The sequence below is a fragment of the Streptomyces sp. NPDC058157 genome, assembly GCF_042884105.1.
In the GTDB taxonomy this organism is placed as follows: domain Bacteria; phylum Actinomycetota; class Actinomycetes; order Streptomycetales; family Streptomycetaceae; genus Streptomyces.
The window spans coordinates 90,021-110,308 of record NZ_JBHVUQ010000002.1 but is presented as its reverse complement, the minus strand read 5'-3'; the positions used below and the strand labels follow the sequence as shown (position 1 = coordinate 110,308).

The 20,288-nt window shown below is 70.6% G+C and carries 19 protein-coding genes; 10 read left to right on the top strand and 9 right to left on the bottom strand.

Annotated elements, in window-relative coordinates; all coding sequences use genetic code 11:
* Positions 1-46 precede the first annotated feature (46 nt).
* The 9 genes from rpmH to ACFVXK_RS01210 all read left to right on the top strand — a co-directional run bounded on the left by rpmH (position 47) and on the right by ACFVXK_RS01210 (position 6,509).
* A complete protein-coding gene (rpmH, locus tag ACFVXK_RS01250) occupies positions 47-184 on the top strand; it encodes a 50S ribosomal protein L34 (protein ID WP_007265229.1) in 138 nt (45 codons plus the stop codon).
* Between the two features lie 21 nt (positions 185-205).
* A complete protein-coding gene (gene rnpA / locus ACFVXK_RS01245; RefSeq protein ID WP_389609180.1) occupies positions 206-580 on the top strand; it encodes a ribonuclease P protein component in 375 nt (124 codons plus the stop codon).
* Positions 577-858 carry a membrane protein insertion efficiency factor YidD gene (yidD, locus tag ACFVXK_RS01240; protein WP_388942595.1) on the top strand — a complete coding sequence of 94 codons (282 nt, stop codon included), beginning with the start codon at positions 577-579 and terminating at the stop codon, positions 856-858. The genes rnpA and yidD overlap by 4 nt, the downstream gene beginning before the upstream one ends.
* 3 nt (positions 859-861) lie before the next feature.
* Positions 862-1,968, top strand: a complete 1,107-nt coding sequence (gene yidC, locus ACFVXK_RS01235; protein WP_389609179.1) for a membrane protein insertase YidC — start codon at positions 862-864, stop codon at positions 1,966-1,968.
* Between the two features lie 14 nt (positions 1,969-1,982).
* Positions 1,983-2,495 (top strand): protein jag, encoded by a 513-nt coding sequence (locus ACFVXK_RS01230; protein ID WP_389609178.1) that lies wholly within the window; start codon positions 1,983-1,985, stop codon positions 2,493-2,495.
* A 117-nt stretch (positions 2,496-2,612) separates the two neighbouring features.
* Entirely contained in the window at positions 2,613-3,329 is a 717-nt protein-coding gene (gene rsmG / locus ACFVXK_RS01225; protein ID WP_389609176.1) for a 16S rRNA (guanine(527)-N(7))-methyltransferase RsmG, read from the top strand.
* 255 nt (positions 3,330-3,584) lie between these two features.
* Positions 3,585-4,703 carry a ParA family protein gene (locus ACFVXK_RS01220; protein ID WP_389609174.1) on the top strand — a complete coding sequence of 373 codons (1,119 nt, stop codon included), beginning with the start codon at positions 3,585-3,587 and terminating at the stop codon, positions 4,701-4,703.
* Entirely contained in the window at positions 4,700-5,797 is a 1,098-nt protein-coding gene (locus tag ACFVXK_RS01215; protein ID WP_389609172.1) for a ParB/RepB/Spo0J family partition protein, read from the top strand. The genes ACFVXK_RS01220 and ACFVXK_RS01215 overlap by 4 nt, the downstream gene beginning before the upstream one ends.
* Positions 5,798-5,885: 88 nt before the next feature.
* A complete protein-coding gene (locus ACFVXK_RS01210; protein WP_389609170.1) occupies positions 5,886-6,509 on the top strand; it encodes a GNAT family N-acetyltransferase in 624 nt (207 codons plus the stop codon).
* Positions 6,510-6,575: 66 nt separating this feature from the next.
* On the opposite strand, the gene trxA is transcribed toward ACFVXK_RS01210, so the two are convergent.
* The 7 genes from trxA to ACFVXK_RS01175 all read right to left on the bottom strand — a co-directional run bounded on the left by trxA (position 6,576) and on the right by ACFVXK_RS01175 (position 16,069).
* A complete protein-coding gene (gene trxA / locus ACFVXK_RS01205; protein ID WP_389609168.1) occupies positions 6,576-6,917 on the bottom strand; it encodes a thioredoxin in 342 nt (113 codons plus the stop codon).
* 49 nt (positions 6,918-6,966) lie between these two features.
* The gene (gene trxB / locus ACFVXK_RS01200) at positions 6,967-7,926 is read right to left on the bottom strand and encodes a thioredoxin-disulfide reductase (RefSeq protein WP_389609166.1); all 960 of its coding nucleotides are present in this window, start codon (positions 7,924-7,926) and stop codon (positions 6,967-6,969) included.
* Between the two features lie 147 nt (positions 7,927-8,073).
* Complete coding sequence (locus ACFVXK_RS01195; RefSeq protein ID WP_389609164.1) at positions 8,074-9,033, bottom strand: anti-sigma factor family protein; 960 nt, start codon at positions 9,031-9,033, stop codon at positions 8,074-8,076.
* The gene (gene sigM / locus ACFVXK_RS01190; protein WP_389609163.1) at positions 9,030-9,731 is read right to left on the bottom strand and encodes an RNA polymerase sigma factor SigM; all 702 of its coding nucleotides are present in this window, start codon (positions 9,729-9,731) and stop codon (positions 9,030-9,032) included. The genes ACFVXK_RS01195 and sigM overlap by 4 nt, the downstream gene beginning before the upstream one ends.
* Positions 9,732-9,756: 25 nt before the next feature.
* The gene (locus ACFVXK_RS01185) at positions 9,757-11,472 is read right to left on the bottom strand and encodes a protein kinase family protein (protein WP_389609161.1); all 1,716 of its coding nucleotides are present in this window, start codon (positions 11,470-11,472) and stop codon (positions 9,757-9,759) included.
* Between the two features lie 117 nt (positions 11,473-11,589).
* Positions 11,590-13,764, bottom strand: a complete 2,175-nt coding sequence (murJ, locus tag ACFVXK_RS01180) for a murein biosynthesis integral membrane protein MurJ (protein WP_389609160.1) — start codon at positions 13,762-13,764, stop codon at positions 11,590-11,592.
* Between the two features lie 46 nt (positions 13,765-13,810).
* Positions 13,811-16,069, bottom strand: a complete 2,259-nt coding sequence (locus ACFVXK_RS01175) for a DUF6049 family protein (protein ID WP_389609158.1) — start codon at positions 16,067-16,069, stop codon at positions 13,811-13,813.
* Between the two features lie 209 nt (positions 16,070-16,278).
* Here ACFVXK_RS01175 and ACFVXK_RS01170 point away from each other — a divergent pair, with 209 nt between their 5' ends.
* On the top strand, positions 16,279-17,730 hold the full coding sequence (locus tag ACFVXK_RS01170) for a CCA tRNA nucleotidyltransferase (RefSeq protein WP_389609157.1): 1,452 nt from the start codon (positions 16,279-16,281) through the stop codon (positions 17,728-17,730).
* 37 nt (positions 17,731-17,767) lie between these two features.
* Here ACFVXK_RS01170 and ACFVXK_RS01165 read toward each other — a convergent pair whose 3' ends face one another.
* Both ACFVXK_RS01165 and ACFVXK_RS01160 read right to left on the bottom strand, forming a co-directional pair.
* Positions 17,768-19,051, bottom strand: coding sequence for an MFS transporter (locus ACFVXK_RS01165; protein WP_389609155.1), 1,284 nt, complete (start codon positions 19,049-19,051; stop codon positions 17,768-17,770).
* 116 nt (positions 19,052-19,167) lie between these two features.
* Positions 19,168-20,250, bottom strand: coding sequence for an inositol-3-phosphate synthase (locus ACFVXK_RS01160; RefSeq protein WP_358891488.1), 1,083 nt, complete (start codon positions 20,248-20,250; stop codon positions 19,168-19,170).
* Between the last annotated feature and the right edge of the window lie 38 nt (positions 20,251-20,288).

The following is a 20,288-nucleotide window of genomic DNA, read 5'->3' as shown; positions in this document are numbered from 1 at the left end:
GCCAGGCGATGTACCGCCACAACGATTCATTCTCTGGAGCCCCCGAGTGAGCAAGCGCACCTTCCAGCCGAACAACCGCCGTCGTGCCAAGACCCACGGCTTCCGTCTGCGTATGCGTACCCGCGCCGGCCGCGCCATCCTGGCGAACCGCCGCAGCAAGGGCCGTTCCGCCCTCTCCGCGTAACAACGCGCAGGTCGTGACGTCGTGCTGTCTCCCGAGAATCGGCTGAGGCGGCGCGAGGACTTCGCGAGCGCGGTGCGCCGAGGTCGCCGGGCAGGTCGCCCGCTCCTCGTCGTCCACCTACGTACCAGCGGTGCCACGGACCCGCACGAGCCGGGGGAGACTGTTCCCTCGCCGCGTGCGGGTTTCGTCGTCAGCAAGGCCGTCGGCGTCGCAGTCGTCCGGAACCGGGTGAAGCGCCGCCTGCGGCACCTCGTCCGCGACCGGCTGGCCCGGCTGCCCGCCGGTAGCCTGGTGGTGGTGCGGGCCCTGCCCGGAGCTGCCGACGCCGGCGTGGACGAGCTGGCCCGCGACCTGGACGCCGCCCTCGGGCGGCTGCTGGGAGGCGTGGCTCGATGAAGTACCCGCTGCTCGCTTTGATCAAGCTGTACCAGTGGACGATCAGTCCGCTGCTCGGGCCGGTGTGCCGCTATTACCCGTCGTGCTCGCGCTACGGGTTCACGGCCATCGACCGGCATGGTGCGGTGAAGGGGACGTTTCTGACCGCCTGGCGGATCCTGCGGTGCAACCCGTGGTCCCCGGGTGGTGTCGACTACGTCCCACCCCGTAAACGCCCGCGTTGGCACGAGCAGCTGCGCAGTGCGTTGCGTAGATCTCGCAATGCTCAAGGAGCCTGATTAGTGGACACGATTGCCAGTCTGTTCAGCTTTATCACCACACCCGTGTCGTGGATCATCGTCCAGTTCCACAAGCTGTACGGGGCGATCTTCGGTGCGGACAGTGGATGGGCCTGGGGCCTGTCCATCGTGTCCCTGGTGGTCCTGATCCGTATCTGCCTGATCCCGCTCTTCGTCAAGCAGATCAAGGCCACGCGCGGCATGCAGGCGCTCCAGCCGAAGATGAAGGCGATCCAGGAGCGCTACAAGAACGACAAGCAGCGTCAGTCCGAAGAGATGATGAAGCTGTACAAGGAGACGGGCACCAACCCGCTCTCCTCGTGCCTCCCCATCCTGGCGCAGTCCCCGTTCTTCTTCGCGCTCTACCACGTGCTCGCGGCCATCGCCAACGGCAAGACCATCGGCGTGATCAACCAGTCGCTGCTGGAGAGCGCCCGCCAGGCGCACATCTTCGGCGCCCCGCTGGCCGCCAAGTTCATGGACAGCAGCGAGAAGGTCGCGAGCCTCAACGCCTCGATCACCGACGTGCGCATCGTGACCGCCGTCATGATCGTCATGATGTCGCTGTCGCAGTTCTACACCCAGCGTCAGCTGATGCAGAAGAACGTCGACCTCTCGGTCAAGACGCCGTTCATGCAGCAGCAGAAGATGCTGATGTACATCTTCCCGCTGATCTTCGCCTTCATGGGCATCAACTTCCCCGTCGGTGTCCTCGTCTACTGGCTGACCACCAACGTGTGGACCATGGGCCAGCAGATGTACGTGATCAACCAGAACCCGACGCCGGGCAGCAAGGCGCAGGACCAGTACCTGACCCGTCTCCTGAAGCACGTCTCCACCCACGGGAACGTCAAGGGCCGGGGCAAGAAGAAGATCGTCGCGGCCATCGTGGCCAAGGGCCCGGACCGTAACGACAACGAGCGCAAGTTCATCACCGCGCTGTCGAAGCAGGGCATGGCCGCCCAGGCCGACGGCTCCGTGACCAGGAGCTCCGAGGCCACCGCGGACGCCGACGCGGCGAGTGGCGGTGTCGCGACGAAGCGGCAGCAGCCCAAGCGGCAGTCGAAGTCGAAGCGCCAGACGCCCCCCAGCAAGCCCTCCAAGAAGTAGAAGGAGTCCCTCCCGTGACGGAAGGCACCACCACCGCCGCCGCTGAGAGTGGCGACACCCTCACCCGCCTCGAGCAGGAGGGCGAGATCGCGGCCGACTACCTTGAGGGTCTGCTGGACATCGCCGACCTGGACGGCGACATCGACATGGACGTCGAGGCGGACCGCGCCTCGGTGTCGATCGTCAGCGACTCGGGCGGCCGCGAGCTGCAGAAGCTCGTCGGCCGTGACGGTGAGGTCCTGGAGGCCCTCCAGGAGCTGACCCGCCTCGCGGTGCACCGGGAGACCGGGGACCGCAGCCGGCTGATGCTGGACATCGCGGGCTTCCGGGCGAAGAAGCGCGAGGAGCTGGCTGCCCTGGGCGCCCAGGCCGCCGCGGACGTGAAGGCCTCGGGCGAGCCGCTGAAGCTGGCCCCGATGACCCCGTTCGAGCGCAAGGTCGTCCACGACGCCGTGGCGGCCGCGGGCCTCAAGAGCGAGTCCGAGGGCGAGGAGCCGCAGCGCTTCGTCGTTGTGCTTCCGGCCTGATCCGGAATGCTGTGAGTCGGCCCCGCCTGTGTCGCAGGCGGGGCCGATGTTTGTAAGCCTGGCAGTTGAACGACCACGGTTTTGGCGTGAGCGGTTCTGTACGGAAGGACGGTCCCCGTGACGGAGGCAGCGGAGCTTCCCCCGGCGCCCGAAGAGGCGCGCGCGGTGTTCGGTGAATTTTTCCCGGAAGCTGTGCGGTATGCGGAGCTGCTCGCTGACGCGGGCGTCAAACGAGGGCTCATCGGCCCTCGTGAGGTTCCCCGGTTGTGGGAGCGGCACCTGCTGAACTGCGCGGTGCTCTCCGAGGTGGTGCCCGCCGGCGTCACCGTGTGCGACGTGGGTTCCGGGGCCGGTCTGCCCGGGATCCCGCTCGCCCTGGTCCGGCGGGACCTCAAGATCACCCTGCTGGAGCCGCTGCTGCGCCGCACGACCTTCCTCCAGGAAGCCGTCGAGCTGCTGGGGCTGGACCACGTCACGGTCGTGCGCGGCCGGGCCGAGGAGGTGCTGGGCAAGGTCCAGCCGGTCCACGTGGTCACGGCGCGGGCGGTCGCCCCGCTGGACCGGCTGGCGGGCTGGGGCGTGCCGCTGCTGCGTCCCTACGGCGAGATGCTGGCGCTCAAGGGCGACACGGCCGAGGAGGAGCTGGTCTCCGCGAAGACCGCGCTCAGCAAGCTCGGTGTGGTGAAGACCTCAGTGCTCCAGGTCGGCGAAGGTGTGGTCGACCCCCTGTCCACGGTGGTCCGCGTGGAGGTCGGGGAGAGCCCCGGCGGGGTGCGCTTCGCGGCCAAGCGGGCCAAGGCCGCCCGGGTGAGCCGGACGCGCCGGCGCCGCTGACGCCGGCGTCGTGGAGGCGATCCGGGGCGGGTTGCGCCCTATAGGTATGGATTTCGGAGTGTCGTAGCGGGCTGAAGACTCCGTCCCGGCATCGTGTTTCACGTGAAACGTCGCTCTCTGCTGCACGGAATCATCAGCCGCGGCCGGGCTGCTGCGGCCCCCCGTCCCCGCCAGGAGAGGGGGGTGACGGAGTTGTCCACAACGGTGGATTCATCCACAGGAGCACGGGCCCCGCTGGTTCGCGACCCGGGTGGCATGGCAGGCTCTGTTCATCGCGAGCCCGCTGCCGAGGAGAGTGACACCGTGCGGTCCGACGCCAACCTCGCGGGGCCGATGACCGATCCGGTCCCCGGTCCCCGCTCTGAACCCCCAGGCGACGACATTTCCCTGGGCGCGCCCCCGGCAGCGGCCGGGACGGAGGCGCCCGCGCCCCTCGTGGACAACGACGACGACACCCCGATCGAGCGGGCCGCGCAGCAGGCGGTGGAGCCCATCGGCCGCTCCGGCGTCCCCCTGCCCCGGCCGGCGGAGACCCGGATCATGGTGGTCGCCAACCAGAAGGGCGGCGTCGGCAAGACCACGACGACCGTCAACCTGGCGGCCTCCCTGGCACAGCACGGCGCGCGCGTCCTGGTGATCGACCTGGACCCGCAGGGCAACGCCTCCACGGCGCTCGGCATCGACCACCACGCGGACGTGCCCTCCATCTACGACGTGCTCGTCGACAGCCGACCGCTGCTGGAGGTCGTCCAGCCGGTGGTGGACGTGGAGGGCCTCTTCTGCGCCCCGGCCACCATCGACCTCGCGGGTGCGGAGATCGAGCTGGTCTCCCTGGTGGCCCGAGAGAGCCGGCTCCAGCGCGCGATCCAGGCGTACGAGCAGCCGCTCGACTACATCCTGATCGACTGCCCGCCCTCCCTGGGCCTGCTGACCGTGAACGCCCTCGTGGCGGGCGCGGAGGTACTGATCCCGATCCAGTGCGAGTACTACGCGCTGGAGGGGCTGGGCCAGCTCCTGCGCAACGTCGACCTGGTGCGCGCCCACCTGAACCCGACCCTGCACGTGTCCACCATCCTGCTGACCATGTACGACGGCAGGACCAGGCTGGCCTCGCAGGTGGCGGAGGAGGTGCGCACCCACTTCGGCAAGGAGGTGCTGCGCACCAGCATCCCGCGGTCGGTGCGCATCTCGGAGGCCCCGAGCTACGGGCAGACGGTCCTCACCTACGACCCGGGTTCCAGCGGAGCACTCTCCTACATGGAGGCGGCGCGTGAGATCGCGCTCCGGGGAGCCGGAATCCATTACGACACCCAGAACGCCCACCTGGGCGCGGGCATGAACGGCACGCAGAGCATGGCGGAGGGGATCCAGTGAGTGAGCGACGTAGGGGTCTGGGGCGGGGGCTCGGCGCGCTGATCCCGGCCGCTCCCCAGGAGAAGACGCCGGTGATGGGTGCCGGGTCCACGTCTCCGTCGGCGGTACCGGTACTGACGTCGGAGCGGGGCATCGCGGCCGCGAAGCTCGCCGCTCTGAGCCAGGGCATGGGGGCTCCCCCAGCGGTAGCTGGGGGAGTTTCACGTGAAACATTGCCGCCGGTGGAGACGGTGGCCGCGGAGCCGGACATCGCGGGGGCGACGTTCGCGGAGCTTCCGCTGGACGCCATCACGCCGAACCCGAAGCAGCCGCGCGAGGTGTTCGACGAGGACGCCCTCGCGGAGCTGGTGACCTCGATCCAGACGGTGGGCCTGCTCCAGCCGGTGGTCGTCCGGCAGGCGGCCGACCCGGGGCGCTATGAACTGGTCATGGGCGAGCGGCGCTGGCGCGCCTGCCGTGAGGCGGGTCTGGAGACCATCCCCGCGATCATCCGGGCGACGGAGGACGAGAAGCTCCTCCTCGACGCGCTCCTGGAGAACCTGCACCGGGCGCAGCTGAACCCGCTGGAGGAGGCTGCCGCCTACGACCAGCTCCTCCGGGAGTTCAACTGCACCCACGACCAGCTGGCGGACCGGATCGGGCGCTCCCGTCCGCAGGTCACGAACACCCTGCGGCTGCTGCGGCTCACGCCGGAGGTGCAGAAGAAGGTGGCCGCCGGCGTGCTGCTGGCCGGTCACGCGCGAGCCCTGGTGGCGGTGGAGGACGCCGAGGAGCAGCTCGCTCTGGCTCAGCGGATCGTGGCCGAGGGGCTGTCGGTGCGCTCGGTCGAGGAGATCATCCAGCTGATGGGCTCCGAGCCGTCGAGCACCGTGAAGCCCAAGGGCCCTCGGGCCGGGGGCCGGGTCTCTCCGGCGCTCAGCGAGCTGGCGACGCGTCTGTCGGACCGGTTCGAGACGCGGGTGAAGGTGGATCTGGGCCAGAAGAAGGGCAAGATCACCGTCGAGTTCGCGTCGATGGAGGACCTGGAGCGGATCCTGGGCACCCTGGCGCCGGGCGAGGGCCGGGTGCTCGAACAGGGCTTGTCCGGGGAGTAGCCCTTCCCCTCCCGTTTTCCCCACTGCCCCCTGCTTCTCCGAGATGTCCACCCTCGAAGAAGCAGGGGGCAGTGGCTACGATGCGGTTATGGGTCGTCGGCTCGTACCGCTCACGCTGGACAACCTCCAGGACCTGCCCAGGCGTTGCCGCAGCTGTGTGTTCTGGGAACTGGATCCCGTCACCGGTGAGGCCGCGGTCAAAGCGGGCACCGCGGACCTGGAGAAGGAAGCCTGGATCTCGGCTGTCCTCCTGGACTGGGGATCCTGTGGCCGTGTGGTCTACGTGGACGAGGTTCCGGTGGGATTCGTCCTCTACGCGCCGCCCGCTTACGTACCGCGCGCCGCGTCCTTCCCGACCAGCCCGGTCTCCCCGGACGCGGTGCAGCTGATCACGGCCTGGATCATGCCGGGCTATCAGGGTCAGGGCCTGGGGCGGGTCATGGTGCAGACGGTCGCCAAGGACCTGCTGCGGCGGGGCTTCAAGGCGATCGAGGCCTTCGGTGACGCCCGCTGGGAGCGGCCCGCCTGCCTGCTGCCGGCCGACCACCTGCTGTCCGTGGGCTTCAAGACCGTAAGGCCCCATCCGGCTCATCCGAGGCTGAGGCTGGAGCTGCGGACGACGCTGTCGTGGAAGGAAGACGTGGAACTGGCCCTGGACCGGCTGCTGGGCGGGGCGAGGGCCCGCAAGGAACCGGCGCTGCGGCCGCTGTGACGGACGCCGGGCATGCGGAACGGGGCCACCCCTCGAAGGGGCGGCCCCGTTTCACAGGAGACTGCGTCAGGCGGTCTTGGCCTCGATGAAGCCGTCCAGGTCGCGCAGGATGGCGGCCTTCGGCTTGGCACCCACGATGGTCTTGACGACCTCGCCGCCCTGGTAGACGTTCAGGGTCGGGATGGACATGACGCCGTACTTGGCGGCCGTGCCCGGGTTCTGGTCGATGTTGAGCTTGACGATCTCGATCTGGTCGCCGTACTCGGCCGCGATCGCCTCCAGGGACGGGGCGATCTGGCGGCACGGACCGCACCACTCGGCCCAGAAGTCCACGAGCACGGGCTTGTCGCTGCGAAGGACCTCGGAATCGAAGTCGGCGTCAGTCACGTTCTTGAGGGTGCCGGCCACAGCGGCCTCCTTTTTCCTGCGGGGTGGGGTGTAGGGGGGTGGTGCGGGATCAGACGGTCGCGGCGGCGGGCTCGGCGTCCGAGAGCGCCGCGAGGAAGCGCTCCGCGTCGAGTGCGGCGGAGCAGCCGGTGCCGGCGGCGGTGATCGCCTGACGGTAGGTGTGGTCCACGACGTCGCCGGCGCCGAAGACACCGGGGAGGTTGGTGCGCGTGGAAGGCGCGTCGACCTTGAGGTAGCCCTCGTCGTCCAGGTCGAGCTGGCCGGTGAACAGTTCGGTGCGCGGGTCGTGGCCGACGGCGATGAACAGGCCGGTCACGGGCAGCTCGGAGGTCGCACCGGTCTTGGTGTTGCGCAGCGTCAGGCCGGAGAGCTTCTGCTCGCCGTGGATGCCGGCGACCTCGCTGTCCCAGGCGAAGCTGATCTTCGGGTCGGCGAAGGCGCGGTCCTGCATGGCCTTGGAGGCGCGCAGGGTGTCACGGCGGTGGACGATCGTGACGGACTTGGCGAAGCGGGAGAGGAAGGTCGCCTCCTCCATCGCGGTGTCGCCGCCGCCGACGACGGCGATGTCCTGGTCCTTGAAGAAGAACCCGTCACAGGTCGCGCACCAGGAGACGCCGCGTCCGGAGAGGGCGTCCTCGTTCGGGAGGCCGAGCTTGCGGTGCTGGGAGCCGGTGGTGACGATGACGGCCTTGGCGCGGTGCACGGTGCCGGCGGTGTCGGTGACGGTCTTGATCTCACCGGTGAGGTCCACGGAGACGATGTCGTCGGGGACGAGCTCCGCGCCGAAGCGCTCGGCCTGCGCACGCATGTTGTCCATGAGGTCCGGGCCCATGATGCCGTCCCGGAAGCCCGGGAAGTTCTCGACCTCGGTGGTGTTCATCAGCGCGCCGCCGGCGGTCACGGCACCCTCGAAGACCAGCGGGTTGAGCGAAGCGCGTGCGGTGTACAGGGCGGCCGTGTAACCGGCCGGCCCGGAGCCGATGATGATCACGTTTCGTACGTCGCTCACGGGTTCTTTCCTCGTCTCTGCGGACTTCGTGGTGCCTACCGGGGGCCGGTGCGGACTCTCACCCCACCCAACGGATCCTACGGCGCGCGCATTCCCCGGCCGGCACCCTCTGCCTCCGGATGCGCCGGGCGCCGCCCGCGGAGCCCTTCAGTTACGGGGGTACGTCCGGGTGAGGAGGGGCTTTTCGGGGGACCCGGAGGGGTTGTCGGCACAGCCCGCGGCCACGAGGTAGGCGTCCACCTGGGCGGGGTCCTGCGGATGCGGCAGGACGACGAGGTAGACCGGGGCGTCCTGGTAGCGGCCCGGTTCGGCGGCGAGCGGGGTCTCGGTGCGGCCGGTGGCCCGCTGCACGCAGGGGGGCACCGCGGCCGGGGCCGGCTCCGGCGAGCCCGGCCGCTCGGCGGGGGCCAGCCCGGGAGAGGCGTCGCCCAGCTCCATGGTCCGGTTCGAGTCCCCAGGGGCGGTCTTGAGGGCGTTCGCGGAGGGAGCCGCGGCCAGCAGCCGGTGGACGTTCTGCTGAAGTCCCTGAGCGGTGTACTCCCCGGGGGCAGGCGAGCCGGCGACCCGGACCGTGTTGTTGCTCGTGCTGGTGTCGTGGGCGCCGGTCCCGGTCAGCCCGTTGAAGAGGAGGACGCCGAGCACACAGGCGGCCGCCCCGGCCAGACCGGTCAGGACGGCGATCCGACGGCGGGCGCGGCGACGGCCGGGCCCCGTTGCGCCGGACGGGTGACCGGAGGGCCGGCGGGCTCCGGTCCGGCCGGGATCGGGAGCCTGCGTTTCACGTGAAACATCGGCCGAGGATTCCTGTGGGGGAGCGGTCACCGCCTCGGCCCGGGAAGCGGTGGAGTCCAGGAGCGCTTCGGCGGCGAGCGCCGCGTCGATGCGCCCGGCGATGTCGGAGGGCATCCGCGGCGGCCCGGGAAGGGTGCCCAGCAGGGACCGGATCTCCTCCAGGGAGGCGAGGACGTCGGCGCACAGGGCGCAGTCGGCGAGGTGGCGGCGGACTTCGGTGGTACGGGAAGGGGAGAGCAGCCCTTCGGTCAGGTCGGAGATCTCCGAGACCTCCGGGTGCCGGATCGTGCCGGCGCTGCCGGTCGTGGGGGTCACGGTCGTCCACCTCCGCCCTTCACAGGGTCTGGGTCCGGTTCTGGCTGCCTGGGGTCTGCCGCAGATGGGACGGGTGCCCCCGGCGTCCGGTTCCTTCCCCGCTCGGTGGCGGTGTTATCCCCGGCATTCGTGCGCAGATGAGTGAGGAGTGGGAGGAGTTTCGCCCGGCCGCGCGCACACCGGCTCTTGACCGTTCCGACGGGGACGCCGAGGACGGCGGCGGCTTCGGCGACGGGGTATCCCTGCATGTCGACGAGGACGAGGGCGGCCCGCTGGTCGGCGGGGAGGGTGGCGAGGGCGGCCAGGAGCTGGCGGTGGAGGTCCTGGCGCTCCGCGGGAGCCTCGGCGGACTCGTGGGGTTCCAGGAGCCGCTCCAGGCGCTCCGTGTCGTCCAGGGGGGCGGTCCGCCGCGAGGCGGCCTTGCGGGCACGGTCCAGGCAGGCGTTGACGGTGATCCGGTGCAGCCAGGTGGTCACCGCGGAGTCCCCGCGGAAGGTGTGTGCCGCCCGGTAGGCGGAGACCAGGGCGTCCTGGACGGCGTCGGCCGCCTCCTCCCGGTCCCCCAGCGTCCGCAGCGCGACGGCCCACAGCCGGTCCCGGTGCCGCCGCACCAGTTCCCCGAAGGCGTCGGGATCCCCGGCGACGTGCAGGGAAAGGAGATCCTGGTCGCTGTGCCCGCCGCTCGCGGCTTCGTCCAAGGTGAGCCCCCTCCCCTGCCGTGTGTCAGCCCTTGAACTTCACGTCCGTGATGCCCTGCTTGTAGCCGGCCTTGCTGAAGTCGTCATAGGGCGCGGACGGCAGGGCGGTGAGCCACAGCAGCACGTACCGCGTCTTGACCGGCGTCTCGGCCGTCAGGTTCACGGTGGTGTCCTTGGCCGTCGTGCCCGCGATCTTCTTCATCGACTCGACCTTGCCCTTCGGCTGCAGCGAATCGACCGCGTACAGCGCCAGGGTGGTGTGGTCGCCGCCGTACTTCAGCGCTATCGAGGCCGCACTGACCTCGTGCGCGGAGCCGAGGTCGTAGACGATGCCGACTCCATCCTTGATCTGGAGGGCCGGGCCTTCGTCGAAGCTCTTGGTGCGCCAGTAGCTGGTGGGGCTTCCGTCGTACGTCTTGCCGACGTCAGGTGCGTTCTGCGGGTTGCCGTCGGGGAAGTACTCCTTCGCGTCCTTGATGGCGAGGGGAGCGGGTTCCTTCTTCTCCGGCGCGGGGCCCTGCTGCTGGGGCTGGGTGTTCTCGGTGCCGCTCTGCTTGTTGCGGTCCAGGAGGGCGTCGGCGAGCTGCCAGCTGCCCAGGCCCAGGGCGGCGATCAGGAGGGCGGCGACGCCCCACTTGAGGGCGCGGCCCGTCCGGCTCTGGAGCGGGGGCGGCGGGGGCATGGGGACGTTGATCGGGGCCGTGGTCATGCCGACGGGCGCCGGACGACCGTAGCTGCCCTGCTGGTAGGTGGTGTGCTGGTACTCCGGGGGCGCCGTGAAGGCGGGCTCCGGCGGCTTGATGCGCGGCATCGCCGCGACCGCCTTGGCCAGCTCCTCCGGGGTGGTGCAGGCCGGCTCCTGGCGGGAGGCGGTGGCCCCGTCGTTGGCGAGGGCCCGCATGGCGAGCTCGCCCAGACCCCGGTGGACGCCGGCGCGGACCTGGTCGGGGGCGAGCAGGCCGACGCCCTTGGGCAGGCCGCGCAGACCGTAGGCGTCGTTCTCGTACGGCCAGCGCTGGGTGAGGGCGGCGTACAGCAGCGCGCCGATCGCCTCGGTGTCCGCCCGCTGCGGGGTGTCGCTGGTGATGCCGCGCAGGGCGGCGTTCACGGCGAGGCCGCGGATGCGGTACTGGCCGGTGGAGGTACGGAGTATCGCGCTGGGCGTCAGGCGCAGGTGGGCCAGGCCCTCGCGGTGGGCAGCGGCCATGGCCTGGGAGACCTGGCTCACCAGCTGGTAGGCCTCGTGGGGTTCCAGCGTGTTCGCGGCGAGGACAGCGGTCAGCTCGGTGGCGTCGGGCAGCCACTCGTGCACGACGTAGACGAGGTCGTTCTCCTCGACGGCGTCGAGGACCTGGACGAACCGGGGGTCGCCGAGCAGGGCGGAGGAGCGGGCCGCGGCCAGGACGGTGCGGGCCCGGGGGTGGTCGGCGGGCAGCAGGTGGACCCCGACGGCACGCCGCAGCTTCTCGTCCATGGCGCGCCAGCTGCTGAATCCGTCCAGACGGGTGACGCACTCCTCGAGGCGGTAGCGCCGCGCGAGCTTGTGGCCGCTGTGGAGTTCGGGCGCGGCCGCGGTCGCCGCGCTTCTGCGTTCGCCGTCCTTCTCGGGCATGGGCTCGTCCGCGGCTCGTCCGTTCTGGGTGTCCACCCCGTCGGCCGTGGCCTTGGCCGCATCTGCGGCCAGCGGCTGGTCGCCGCTGTTGTCGGCCACGTCGACGGCAGCTGTGCTACGTTCCGCCACCGTCGTCCCTGCCTCCCCATCCGTTGCGCGCTGTCGGCCAGTCTGCGAAGCCATGCCAATTGTGCCCACAGTCCGGCGCTATGCACGACACGCGATGGGGCCCGACGGTTGTGCGCATCAGCGTCCCAGTCGGCCGCGGACCATTCCGACCATGGAGTTGAGCTCCTCGATGCGCATGCGCTTGGCCGCGAGGAGGAAGACGCCGCCCAGGGCGATGCCGCCGGCGACCAGGGCGGCGAGGGAGCCGAGGGCTCCGCTGCCCAGGACGTGCATGACCCCGTAGGCGGCGGCGCCCGCCACCACGGCGGCCGGGACGCACGCGCCGATCAGACGGGTGTAGGTGCGCATGACGTGTGCACCGTCGAGGTCCCCGCCGAGACGGGTCTTGAGCCGGCGCCACGCCACGCCGACGCCGACCACGTAGCCGAGGCCGTACGCGGCGGCCATGCCCACGACGGCCCAGCGCGCCGGCAGGACGAAGTAGGCGAGGGCCGAGACACCGGCGTTGACCGCGGCGACGATGACGGTGTTGTAGAAGGGGGTCCGGGTGTCCTCGTAGGCGTAGAACCCGCGCAGCACCACGTACTGCACCGAGTACGGGATCAGACCGAGGCCGAAGGCCATCAGGACGTAGCCGATGTTCACGGCGTCCTTGCCGGCGCTGGCGTAGAGCAGGGTGGCCATCGGGACGCCGAGCGCGAGGAAGGCGAAGGCGCAGGGCACGATGGCGACGGCCGAGGTGCGCAGGCCGTAGGAGATGTCGTCGCGGACCGCGGCCGCGTCACCGTCGTGCGCGGACCGGGAGATCCGGGGCAGGACCGCGGTCATGACGGACACGGTGATGATGGCCTGCGGCATCTGCCACAGCAGCAGCGCGTAGTTGTAGGCGGTGATGCCGGTACCGCCGTGGCCCAGCTTCTCCGCGGCCGTGCCGGCCGCGGTGGCGAGCTGGGTGACGACGACGAGGCCCACCTGGTTCGCGAGGACGAAGAAGAACGTCCACTTCGCCAGGCCGGCCGCCTTGCCGAGGCCGTGACCCTTCCAGTCGAAGCGCAGGCGGGGCTTGAAGCCGGCGTCGCGCAGGTAGGGGAGCATGGCGAGGGACTGGACGGCGAGGCCGAGCAGGGTGCCGATGCCCAGGAGGCGGACGCCCTCGGGGGTGATGGTCGCCTCGGAGACGCCGGAGGCCGTGAACCCGCCGAAGGCCCAGATGAAGGCGCCGAAGGTGGCGATGACGACGATGTTGTTGAGGACCGGGGTCCACATCATCGCGCCGAACCGGCCGCGGGCGTTGAGGATCTGACCGAGCACCACGTGCACGCCCATGAAGAACATCGTGGGCAGGCAGTAGTGGGCGAAGGCCACGGCGACGTCGAGGCGCTTCGGGTCGCCCGCGATGGTCGGCGACATCATGCGGATGAACAGCGGGGCGGCGAGCACGCAGATGGTGGTGACCGCGCCGAGGAGGGTGACGACGAGGGTGAGCAGGCGGTTGGCGTAGGCCTCGCCGCCGTCGTCGTCGTTCTTCATGGCGCGCACGAGCTGCGGGATGAAGACCGCGTTGAGGGCGCCGCCGCCGACGAGGACGTAGATCATCGTCGGCAGGGTGTTGGCGACCTGGTAGGAGTCGTTGAGGGTGGCGACGCCGATGGCGCCGGCGATGACCAGGGTGCGGGCGAAGCCGGTGATGCGGGAGACGATCGTGCCGGCCGCCATCACGGCGCTGGACTTGAGCAGGCTGGCCGCCTTGCCGGCGGGCTTGCTCGGGGCCGGGGCCGCGACGGGGGGTTCCTCGGCCGGGGTACCGGGGGCCGCCTGCTGGTCGCGGTAGAGGTGGGTGAAGGCGTCGGGCTCGGGCTGCTCGTCCGCGGCGTTGGTCACGAGCGAGTCCACCCCGACGAACTGCGTCCGCGCCGCGTGGTCGCCGTAGGGCAGGTGGCGGGACGGGCCGTCCGGCTCCGGCGGCGGGGTCTGGGCCCACACGCGAGGGTCAGGACCGTGCGAGGGGGCCTGGGGAGCGGCGTAGAGCGGACCGGGCTCCTGGTAGGTGCCCGGCGGCGGCGGCGGGTGCGAGGCCCGGTCGTAGAGGGCCTCGGTCACCGGGTCCTGGGCCGACAGGTCCTGCGACCGGTAGGGGTCGAAGTCGTAGGCGTCCTGGACGTAGGGGTCGTGGTCCGGTGCGGGCGCGGGCGGCGGAACCTGCCCGGGCACCGGAGTGCCGGGGGCAGTGCCCTGGGAGGGCCCAGGCCCGCCGGCGCCCTGCGCGCGGTCACCGTCGTACGGCGCGTTCATCGCAACCCCACCTCATCGTCCCCAGGCCGACCGGCCACGGCATCGCTCAACGGTCCACTGTCTCACCCGTTCCGGACCCCTCTGTGCTTTGCGGTCCGGTGTCCGTGGTCTCGTCACTCGGCTGCGTGCTCTCCTCGGCGGCCGCCCGCGCGGCGACCCGCTTGCGGCTGGCGTACATCTTGATGCCGGCCAGGACCAGGAGGAGCACACCGCCGGCGATGACGAGCATGACGGTGGGGGTGATCTCGGTGGCCTCGACGGTGAACTTGCGTTCCTTGCCGTACGGCACGCCGTCCTTGGTGAAGAGGCGTGCGGTGACCTGGACCGGACCACTCGCGGTGGCGTTGGCGGTGAACTTTACCGTCTGGCTGTGGCCGCCCTGAACGGTGACTTCCTGTTCCGATTCGCTGAACATCAGGCGGGTCGGGTTGTCGGACTTCACCCTCAGCACCAGGTTGTGCACGTCCTGGACGAGGCTGTTCTGGACGCTGACCGGGATCGTGGCGCTATGTCCGGACAAGGTGGCGTCCGACTTGGGGACGACCGTCACCTTGTCGGTCAGTCCGACCAGGTAGGACTGGACCTCGTCGCGGTAGCGGTCGCCCTCCTCGGGGCGGCCGCGCCACGAGGTGGACATCTCCCGGTTGGTGGTGTTGCCGAAGGGGATCTCGACGCGGTCCGGGGCCGTGAGGATGACCTTGAAGTGGTCGAGGGTGTTCTGGGTGGTGCGGATCTTCTCGAACGCCGACACCGGGAGCTCCTGCTTGCTCAGGGCCTCCGGGTACTGGCCCGCGCCGGGCACCTGGGTCGCGGCGCCGGGGTCGGGCTTGGCGGCGGCCGCCGCCTCCAGGTCGGAGGGCTGGGTCCAGCGCGCGGCCTGGAGCCCCCGCAGGGCGAGGGCCATGGAGTCGGCCTGGCTGGCGGAGGGCCGGCGCTGGGGCGCGACCACGTAGCTCCGCGGCTCGTCGCCGCCCTGGAGGTTGAGCGCCAGGCTGTGGGCGAGGAAGCGCTGCACCGCGAGCGTGGAGTTCCCGGCGCCGGCCATGTCGCCCTCGAAGGCGGTGGACAGATCGGCGTCGGCGACCACGGCGGTGGTCCCCGCGCCGATGGGGCGGGCGGCGCTCGGGGTGTAGCCGAGGGCGCCCGTCTCCTGGAGGCTGTCGCTGCGGGTCAGGACGTTGTGGGCGCCGGCCGAGGTGGCGACGTTCACGATCGACGGGTCGATCGCGCCGTCCACGGGCCAGGAGAAGTCGGAGGAGGCGGTGACGTGCAGCACCGTCTCGACGGCCTGCTTCGCCTTGTCGGTGGCGGGCCGCAGCTGGCCCAGGGTGCCGGAGACGTCCTTGCCGTGGTGGGCGAGGGAGGCGATGTCGGGGTCGGCGAACGGCAGGGCGACGACCTTCTTGCCCTGTACGGCGTTCTCCAGGGCCCCCAGCCACTGCTCGGCGACGGCCTTGTTCCGGCCCTGGACGGGCTTTCCGCCCGGGTCGGGGCTGCGGACCCGGTAGCCCTTGGTCATGGCGTCGACGGTGGCGAGCAGGTCGGGGTCGATGACCCAGGTGACGGGCAGGTCCTTGCCGAGCGAGACCATCCGCTCCAGCCGGCCGCCCGGCCGCAGCTCGTCGGCGAGGGTGTCGTCCATGAACACCGGGGTCTGGACCTCGTCCGAGCCCGTCTCGGCGGTGACGCGGGTCGTGGAGATCAGCGGCCACACATAGGTGAGGGAGGAGCGCTTGGCGGCCGGGTCCGGCTGCCAGGGCAGCAGGGTCCGCTGGATGCCGAGCACCTGCTCGGACGGGCGGCTGTCGGTCGTCCCCGAGACGGAGACGCCCAGCTGGTAGACGCCGTCGGCGCCCAGGTCGAGCTTGTTGACCGGCACCTTGATCGTGAAGGGCTGGCTCACCTTCGAGGGAAGGGAGTCGATCTTCGCGGCGAAGGCCTGGTCGATCTCCCCCGGGTCCACGCCGGGCCGGAAGCCCTTGCGCTCCGCCACCTCGTCGATGGCCGACCGGTCGCCCACCATGGGGCCGACCCGCAGTCCGACGTGGGCTCCCTTGATCGTTTCGCGGCCGTTGTTGACCACGGTGCCCTGGATGGTCAGCGTGTCGCTCTTGACCGGAGCGTTGGGTGACACCTCGGTCAGCTGGACGTCGACGGAGGATTCGGCGGCCTGGGCCACCGGGGCGGGGGCATAGACGAGGGCGGCCAGCACCGGGGTCCCGCTCAGCAGGACGACCGCCCGCCGCAGCCATCGGCGCCGGGCAGGGGCGGAGGCCGCCCCCTGGTTTTCTGCCGCCTCGGCCACGCGCTCACCAGTCCCTCGAAGTGTCAGTGGTCGTCGGTTCTGCGTCCACGCATGGTAACGAGACGCGCTGTGCGCGAGTGCCGCGCCTTGCTCCACAAGATCCGTTCCGGGTCCGTTCCGGTTCCCGGGCCCGGGGCGCGGCCCGCGCGGCGCTGCGCCAGGAGAAACCGGGCGGCCCCGGCCGGGCGGGCCACGTACCCTTTTCTGTTGTGCCGAACGCCAATGAAGACAACCCCAGTGCCCTGAGTCAGGTGCAGCGCCGCGCGGTCAGTGAACTGCTGCGGGTCGCGCCCGTCGCCGACGAGCTCGGCCGCCGTTTCCAGGAGGCGGGCTTCCGCCTCGCCCTGGTCGGCGGGTCCGTACGCGACGCGCTGCTCGGGCGTCTCGGCAACGACCTCGACTTCACCACCGACGCGCGTCCCCAGGACGTACTGAAGATCGTGCGGCCGTGGGCCGACTCGGTGTGGGACGTCGGCATCGCCTTCGGCACGGTCGGCGCCCAGAAGGAGGGCTTCCAGATCGAGGTGACGACGTACCGCTGCGAGGCGTACGACCGCACCTCCCGCAAGCCCGAGGTCTCCTACGGCGACTCGATCGAGGAGGACCTGGTCCGCCGGGACTTCACCGTCAACGCCATGGCCCTGGCCCTGCCCGAGCAGGAGTTCGTCGACCCGCACGGCGGCCTGGAGGACCTGGCCGCCGGGGTGCTGCGGACCCCCGGCACCCCGGAGGACTCCTTCTCCGACGACCCGCTGCGGATGCTGCGCGCGGCCCGGTTCGCCGCACAGCTGGACTTCGAGGTCGCCCCCGAGGTCGTGGCGGCGATGAAGGCCATGGCCGACCGGATCGAGATCGTCTCGGCTGAGCGGGTGCAGGCCGAGCTGAACAAGCTGCTGCTCTCCGCCCACCCGCGCAAGGGCCTGGCGCTCCTGGTGGACACCGGCCTCGCCGACCGCGTCCTGCCGGAGCTGCCGGCGCTGCGGCTGGAGAGTGACGAGCACCACCGGCACAAGGACGTCTACGACCACTCGCTGATCGTCCTGGAGCAGGCGATCGCGCTGGAGGAGGACGGTCCGGACCTGGTGCTGCGGCTCGCGGCCCTGCTGCACGACATCGGCAAGCCCCGCACGCGCCGCTTCGAGAGCGACGGCCGGGTCTCCTTCCACCACCACGAGGTGGTGGGCGCGAAGATGACCAAGAAGCGCATGACGGCGCTGAAGTACTCGAACGACATGGTCAAGGACGTGTCCCGGCTGGTGGAGCTGCACCTGCGCTTCCACGGTTACGGGGACGGCGAGTGGACCGACTCGGCGGTGCGGCGCTACGTCCGCGACGCGGGCCCGCTCCTGGACCGGCTGCACAAGCTGACCCGCTCCGACTGCACCACCCGCAACAAGCGCAAGGCCAACGCGCTGTCCCGCACCTATGACGGCCTGGAGGAGCGGATCGCGCAGCTCCAGGAACAGGAGGAGCTGGACGCGATCCGCCCCGACCTGGACGGCAACGAGATCCAGCAGATCCTGGAGATCGGCCCGGGGCCCGCGGTGGGCAAGGCCTACGCCTTCCTGCTGGACCTGCGGCTGGAGAACGGCCCGATGGAGCACGAGGCGGCGGTGGCCGCCCTCAAGCAGTGGTGGGCCGAGCAGGCTCCCCAGGCCTGACGGAGACCGCGGGAGGGTGTTTCACGTGAAACAGTGCCTACGTTTCACGTGAAACATCGACGCGGTCGCGCCGCCGGTGCAGGAACACCGCCGTGCCGGCGTAGATCAGGGCCGTGGCCAGGAGCAGGGCCACCGAGCGGCCGTCGGCGGGGAGCATCAGCGAGGAGACCGCGGCCGCTCCGACGAAGGCCACGTTGAACAGCACGTCGTAGACGGAGAAGACCCGTCCCCGGTAGTCGTCGTCCACCCGGAACTGCACCACGGTGTCGGTGCAGATCTTGGCCCCCTGGGTGGCGACCCCCAGGGCGAAGGCGGCGACGAGCATCGGTCCGGGGGCGAAGAAGAGGCCGAGGGCCGGTACGAGGAGGGCCGATCCGGCCGCGCAGGCGGTGATCCAGCCCAGTGGGCCGAGTCGGCCCACCAGCCAGGGCGTCACCACGGCGGCCGCGAAGAACCCGGCCCCCGAGACCCCGACGGCGATCCCCAGCAGGGCCAGGCCGTCCGCCTCGTTGTCCGACCAGGCGTAGCGGCAGAGCATCAGCAGCATCACGGTCAGCGCCCCGTAGGCGAAGCGCATCAGCGTCATGGCGGTGAGGGCCCGGGCCGCCTCCCGCCGGCCGGCCAGGTGCCTCAGCCCCTCGGCCATGCCCCGGACGGTGAGGGTGATCCCCTCGAGGACGGACGGGTGCGTCCGGCCGGGAGGATGGTCGGGCCCGAGGAGGTCGACGGCCAGCCGGAGGGCCACGAGTCCCGCGCACAGGTACAGCGCGGCGCCGACCAGGACGACGAGCGCGTTGGACCCCGAGGCCAGGATGCGGACGAGGAAGGCCAGGCCGCCGCCGGCCACAGCGGCGAGCGTCCCGGCGGTGGGTGAGAGGGCGTTCGCGGTGACCAGTTCGTCGGCTTCGACGACGTGCGGCAGGGCGGCCGCGAGCCCGGCCAGGACGAAGCGGTTGACGGCGGTCACGGACAGGGCCGAGGCGTAGAACAGCCAGTCGGGGACGTGCGCGACGATCAGTACGGCGGTGACGCAGGCGAGCAGGGCCCGCAGGAGGTTGCCGTAGAGGAACACCTGGCGGCGGCGCCAGCGGTCGAGCAGCACTCCGGCGAAGGGGCCGATCGCGGAGTAGGGCAGCAGCAGCACGGCCATCGCCGAGGCGATGGCGGCGGGCGAGGTCTGCTTCTCCGGCGAAAAGACCACGAAGGTCGCCAGGGCGACCTGGTACGTCCCGTCGGCCGCCTGGCACAGCAGCCGTACGGCGAGCAGGTTGCGGAAGTCCCTCCGGCGCAGGAGTACGCGCAGATCACGTACGACAGGCATGTGGGCAAGGGTCACATACACCGAGGGTCTCCGGACACACAGTCCGGAGACCCTCGGTGGAAGGAGCGTCGAAGAACAGGCGTCCCTGGGGACCCTGGACCCGATCGGAGCCGTGACTAGCGCTCGACCTCGCCCTTGATGAACTTCTCGACGTTGGCCAGGGCCTCGTCGTCGAAGTACTGGACCGGCGGGGACTTCATGAAGTAGCTGGAGGCCGACAGGATCGGGCCGCCGATGCCGCGGTCCTTGGCGATCTTCGCGGCGCGCAGGGCGTCGATGATGACACCGGCGGAGTTCGGGGAGTCCCACACCTCGAGCTTGTACTCGAGGTTCAGCGGGACGTCGCCGAAGGCGCGGCCCTCGAGGCGGACGTAGGCCCACTTGCGGTCGTCGAGCCACGCGACGTAGTCGGACGGGCCGATGTGGACGTTCTTCTCGCCGAGCTCACGGTCGGGGATCTGCGAGGTGACGGCCTGCGTCTTGGAGATCTTCTTCGACTCGAGGCGGTCGCGCTCGAGCATGTTCTTGAAGTCCATGTTGCCGCCGACGTTGAGCTGCATGGTGCGCTCGAGGCGGACGCCGCGGTCTTCGAAGAGCTTCGCCATCACGCGGTGCGTGATGGTCGCGCCGACCTGGGACTTGATGTCGTCGCCGACGATCGGGACACCGGCCTCGGTGAACTTGTCGGCCCACTCCTTGGTGCCGGCGATGAAGACCGGGAGGGCGTTGACGAAGGCGACCTTGGCGTCGATGGCGCACTGGGCGTAGAACTTCGCCGCGTCCTCGGAACCGACCGGGAGGTAGCAGACCAGGACGTCGACCTGACGGTCCTTGAGGATCTGGACGACGTCGACCGGGGCCTCGGAGGACTCCTCGATGGTCATGCGGTAGTACTTGCCGAGACCGTCGAGGGTGTGGCCGCGCTGGACCGTGACGCCCTTGTTCGGGACGTCGCAGATCTTGATGGTGTTGTTCTCGCTGGCGCCGATGGCGTCCGAGAGGTCCAGGCCGACCTTCTTGGCGTCGACGTCGAACGCGGCGACGAACTCGACGTCACGGACGTGGTAGTCGCCGAACTGGACGTGCATCAGACCCGGGACCTTGGTGGCCGGGTCGGCGTCCTTGTAGTACTCGACGCCCTGCACCAGCGAGGCGGCGCAGTTGCCCACGCCGACGATGGCTACGCGAACCGAACCCATTCCGGTTGCTCCCTGTCTGTTCTCGGAACGAGGCCTGC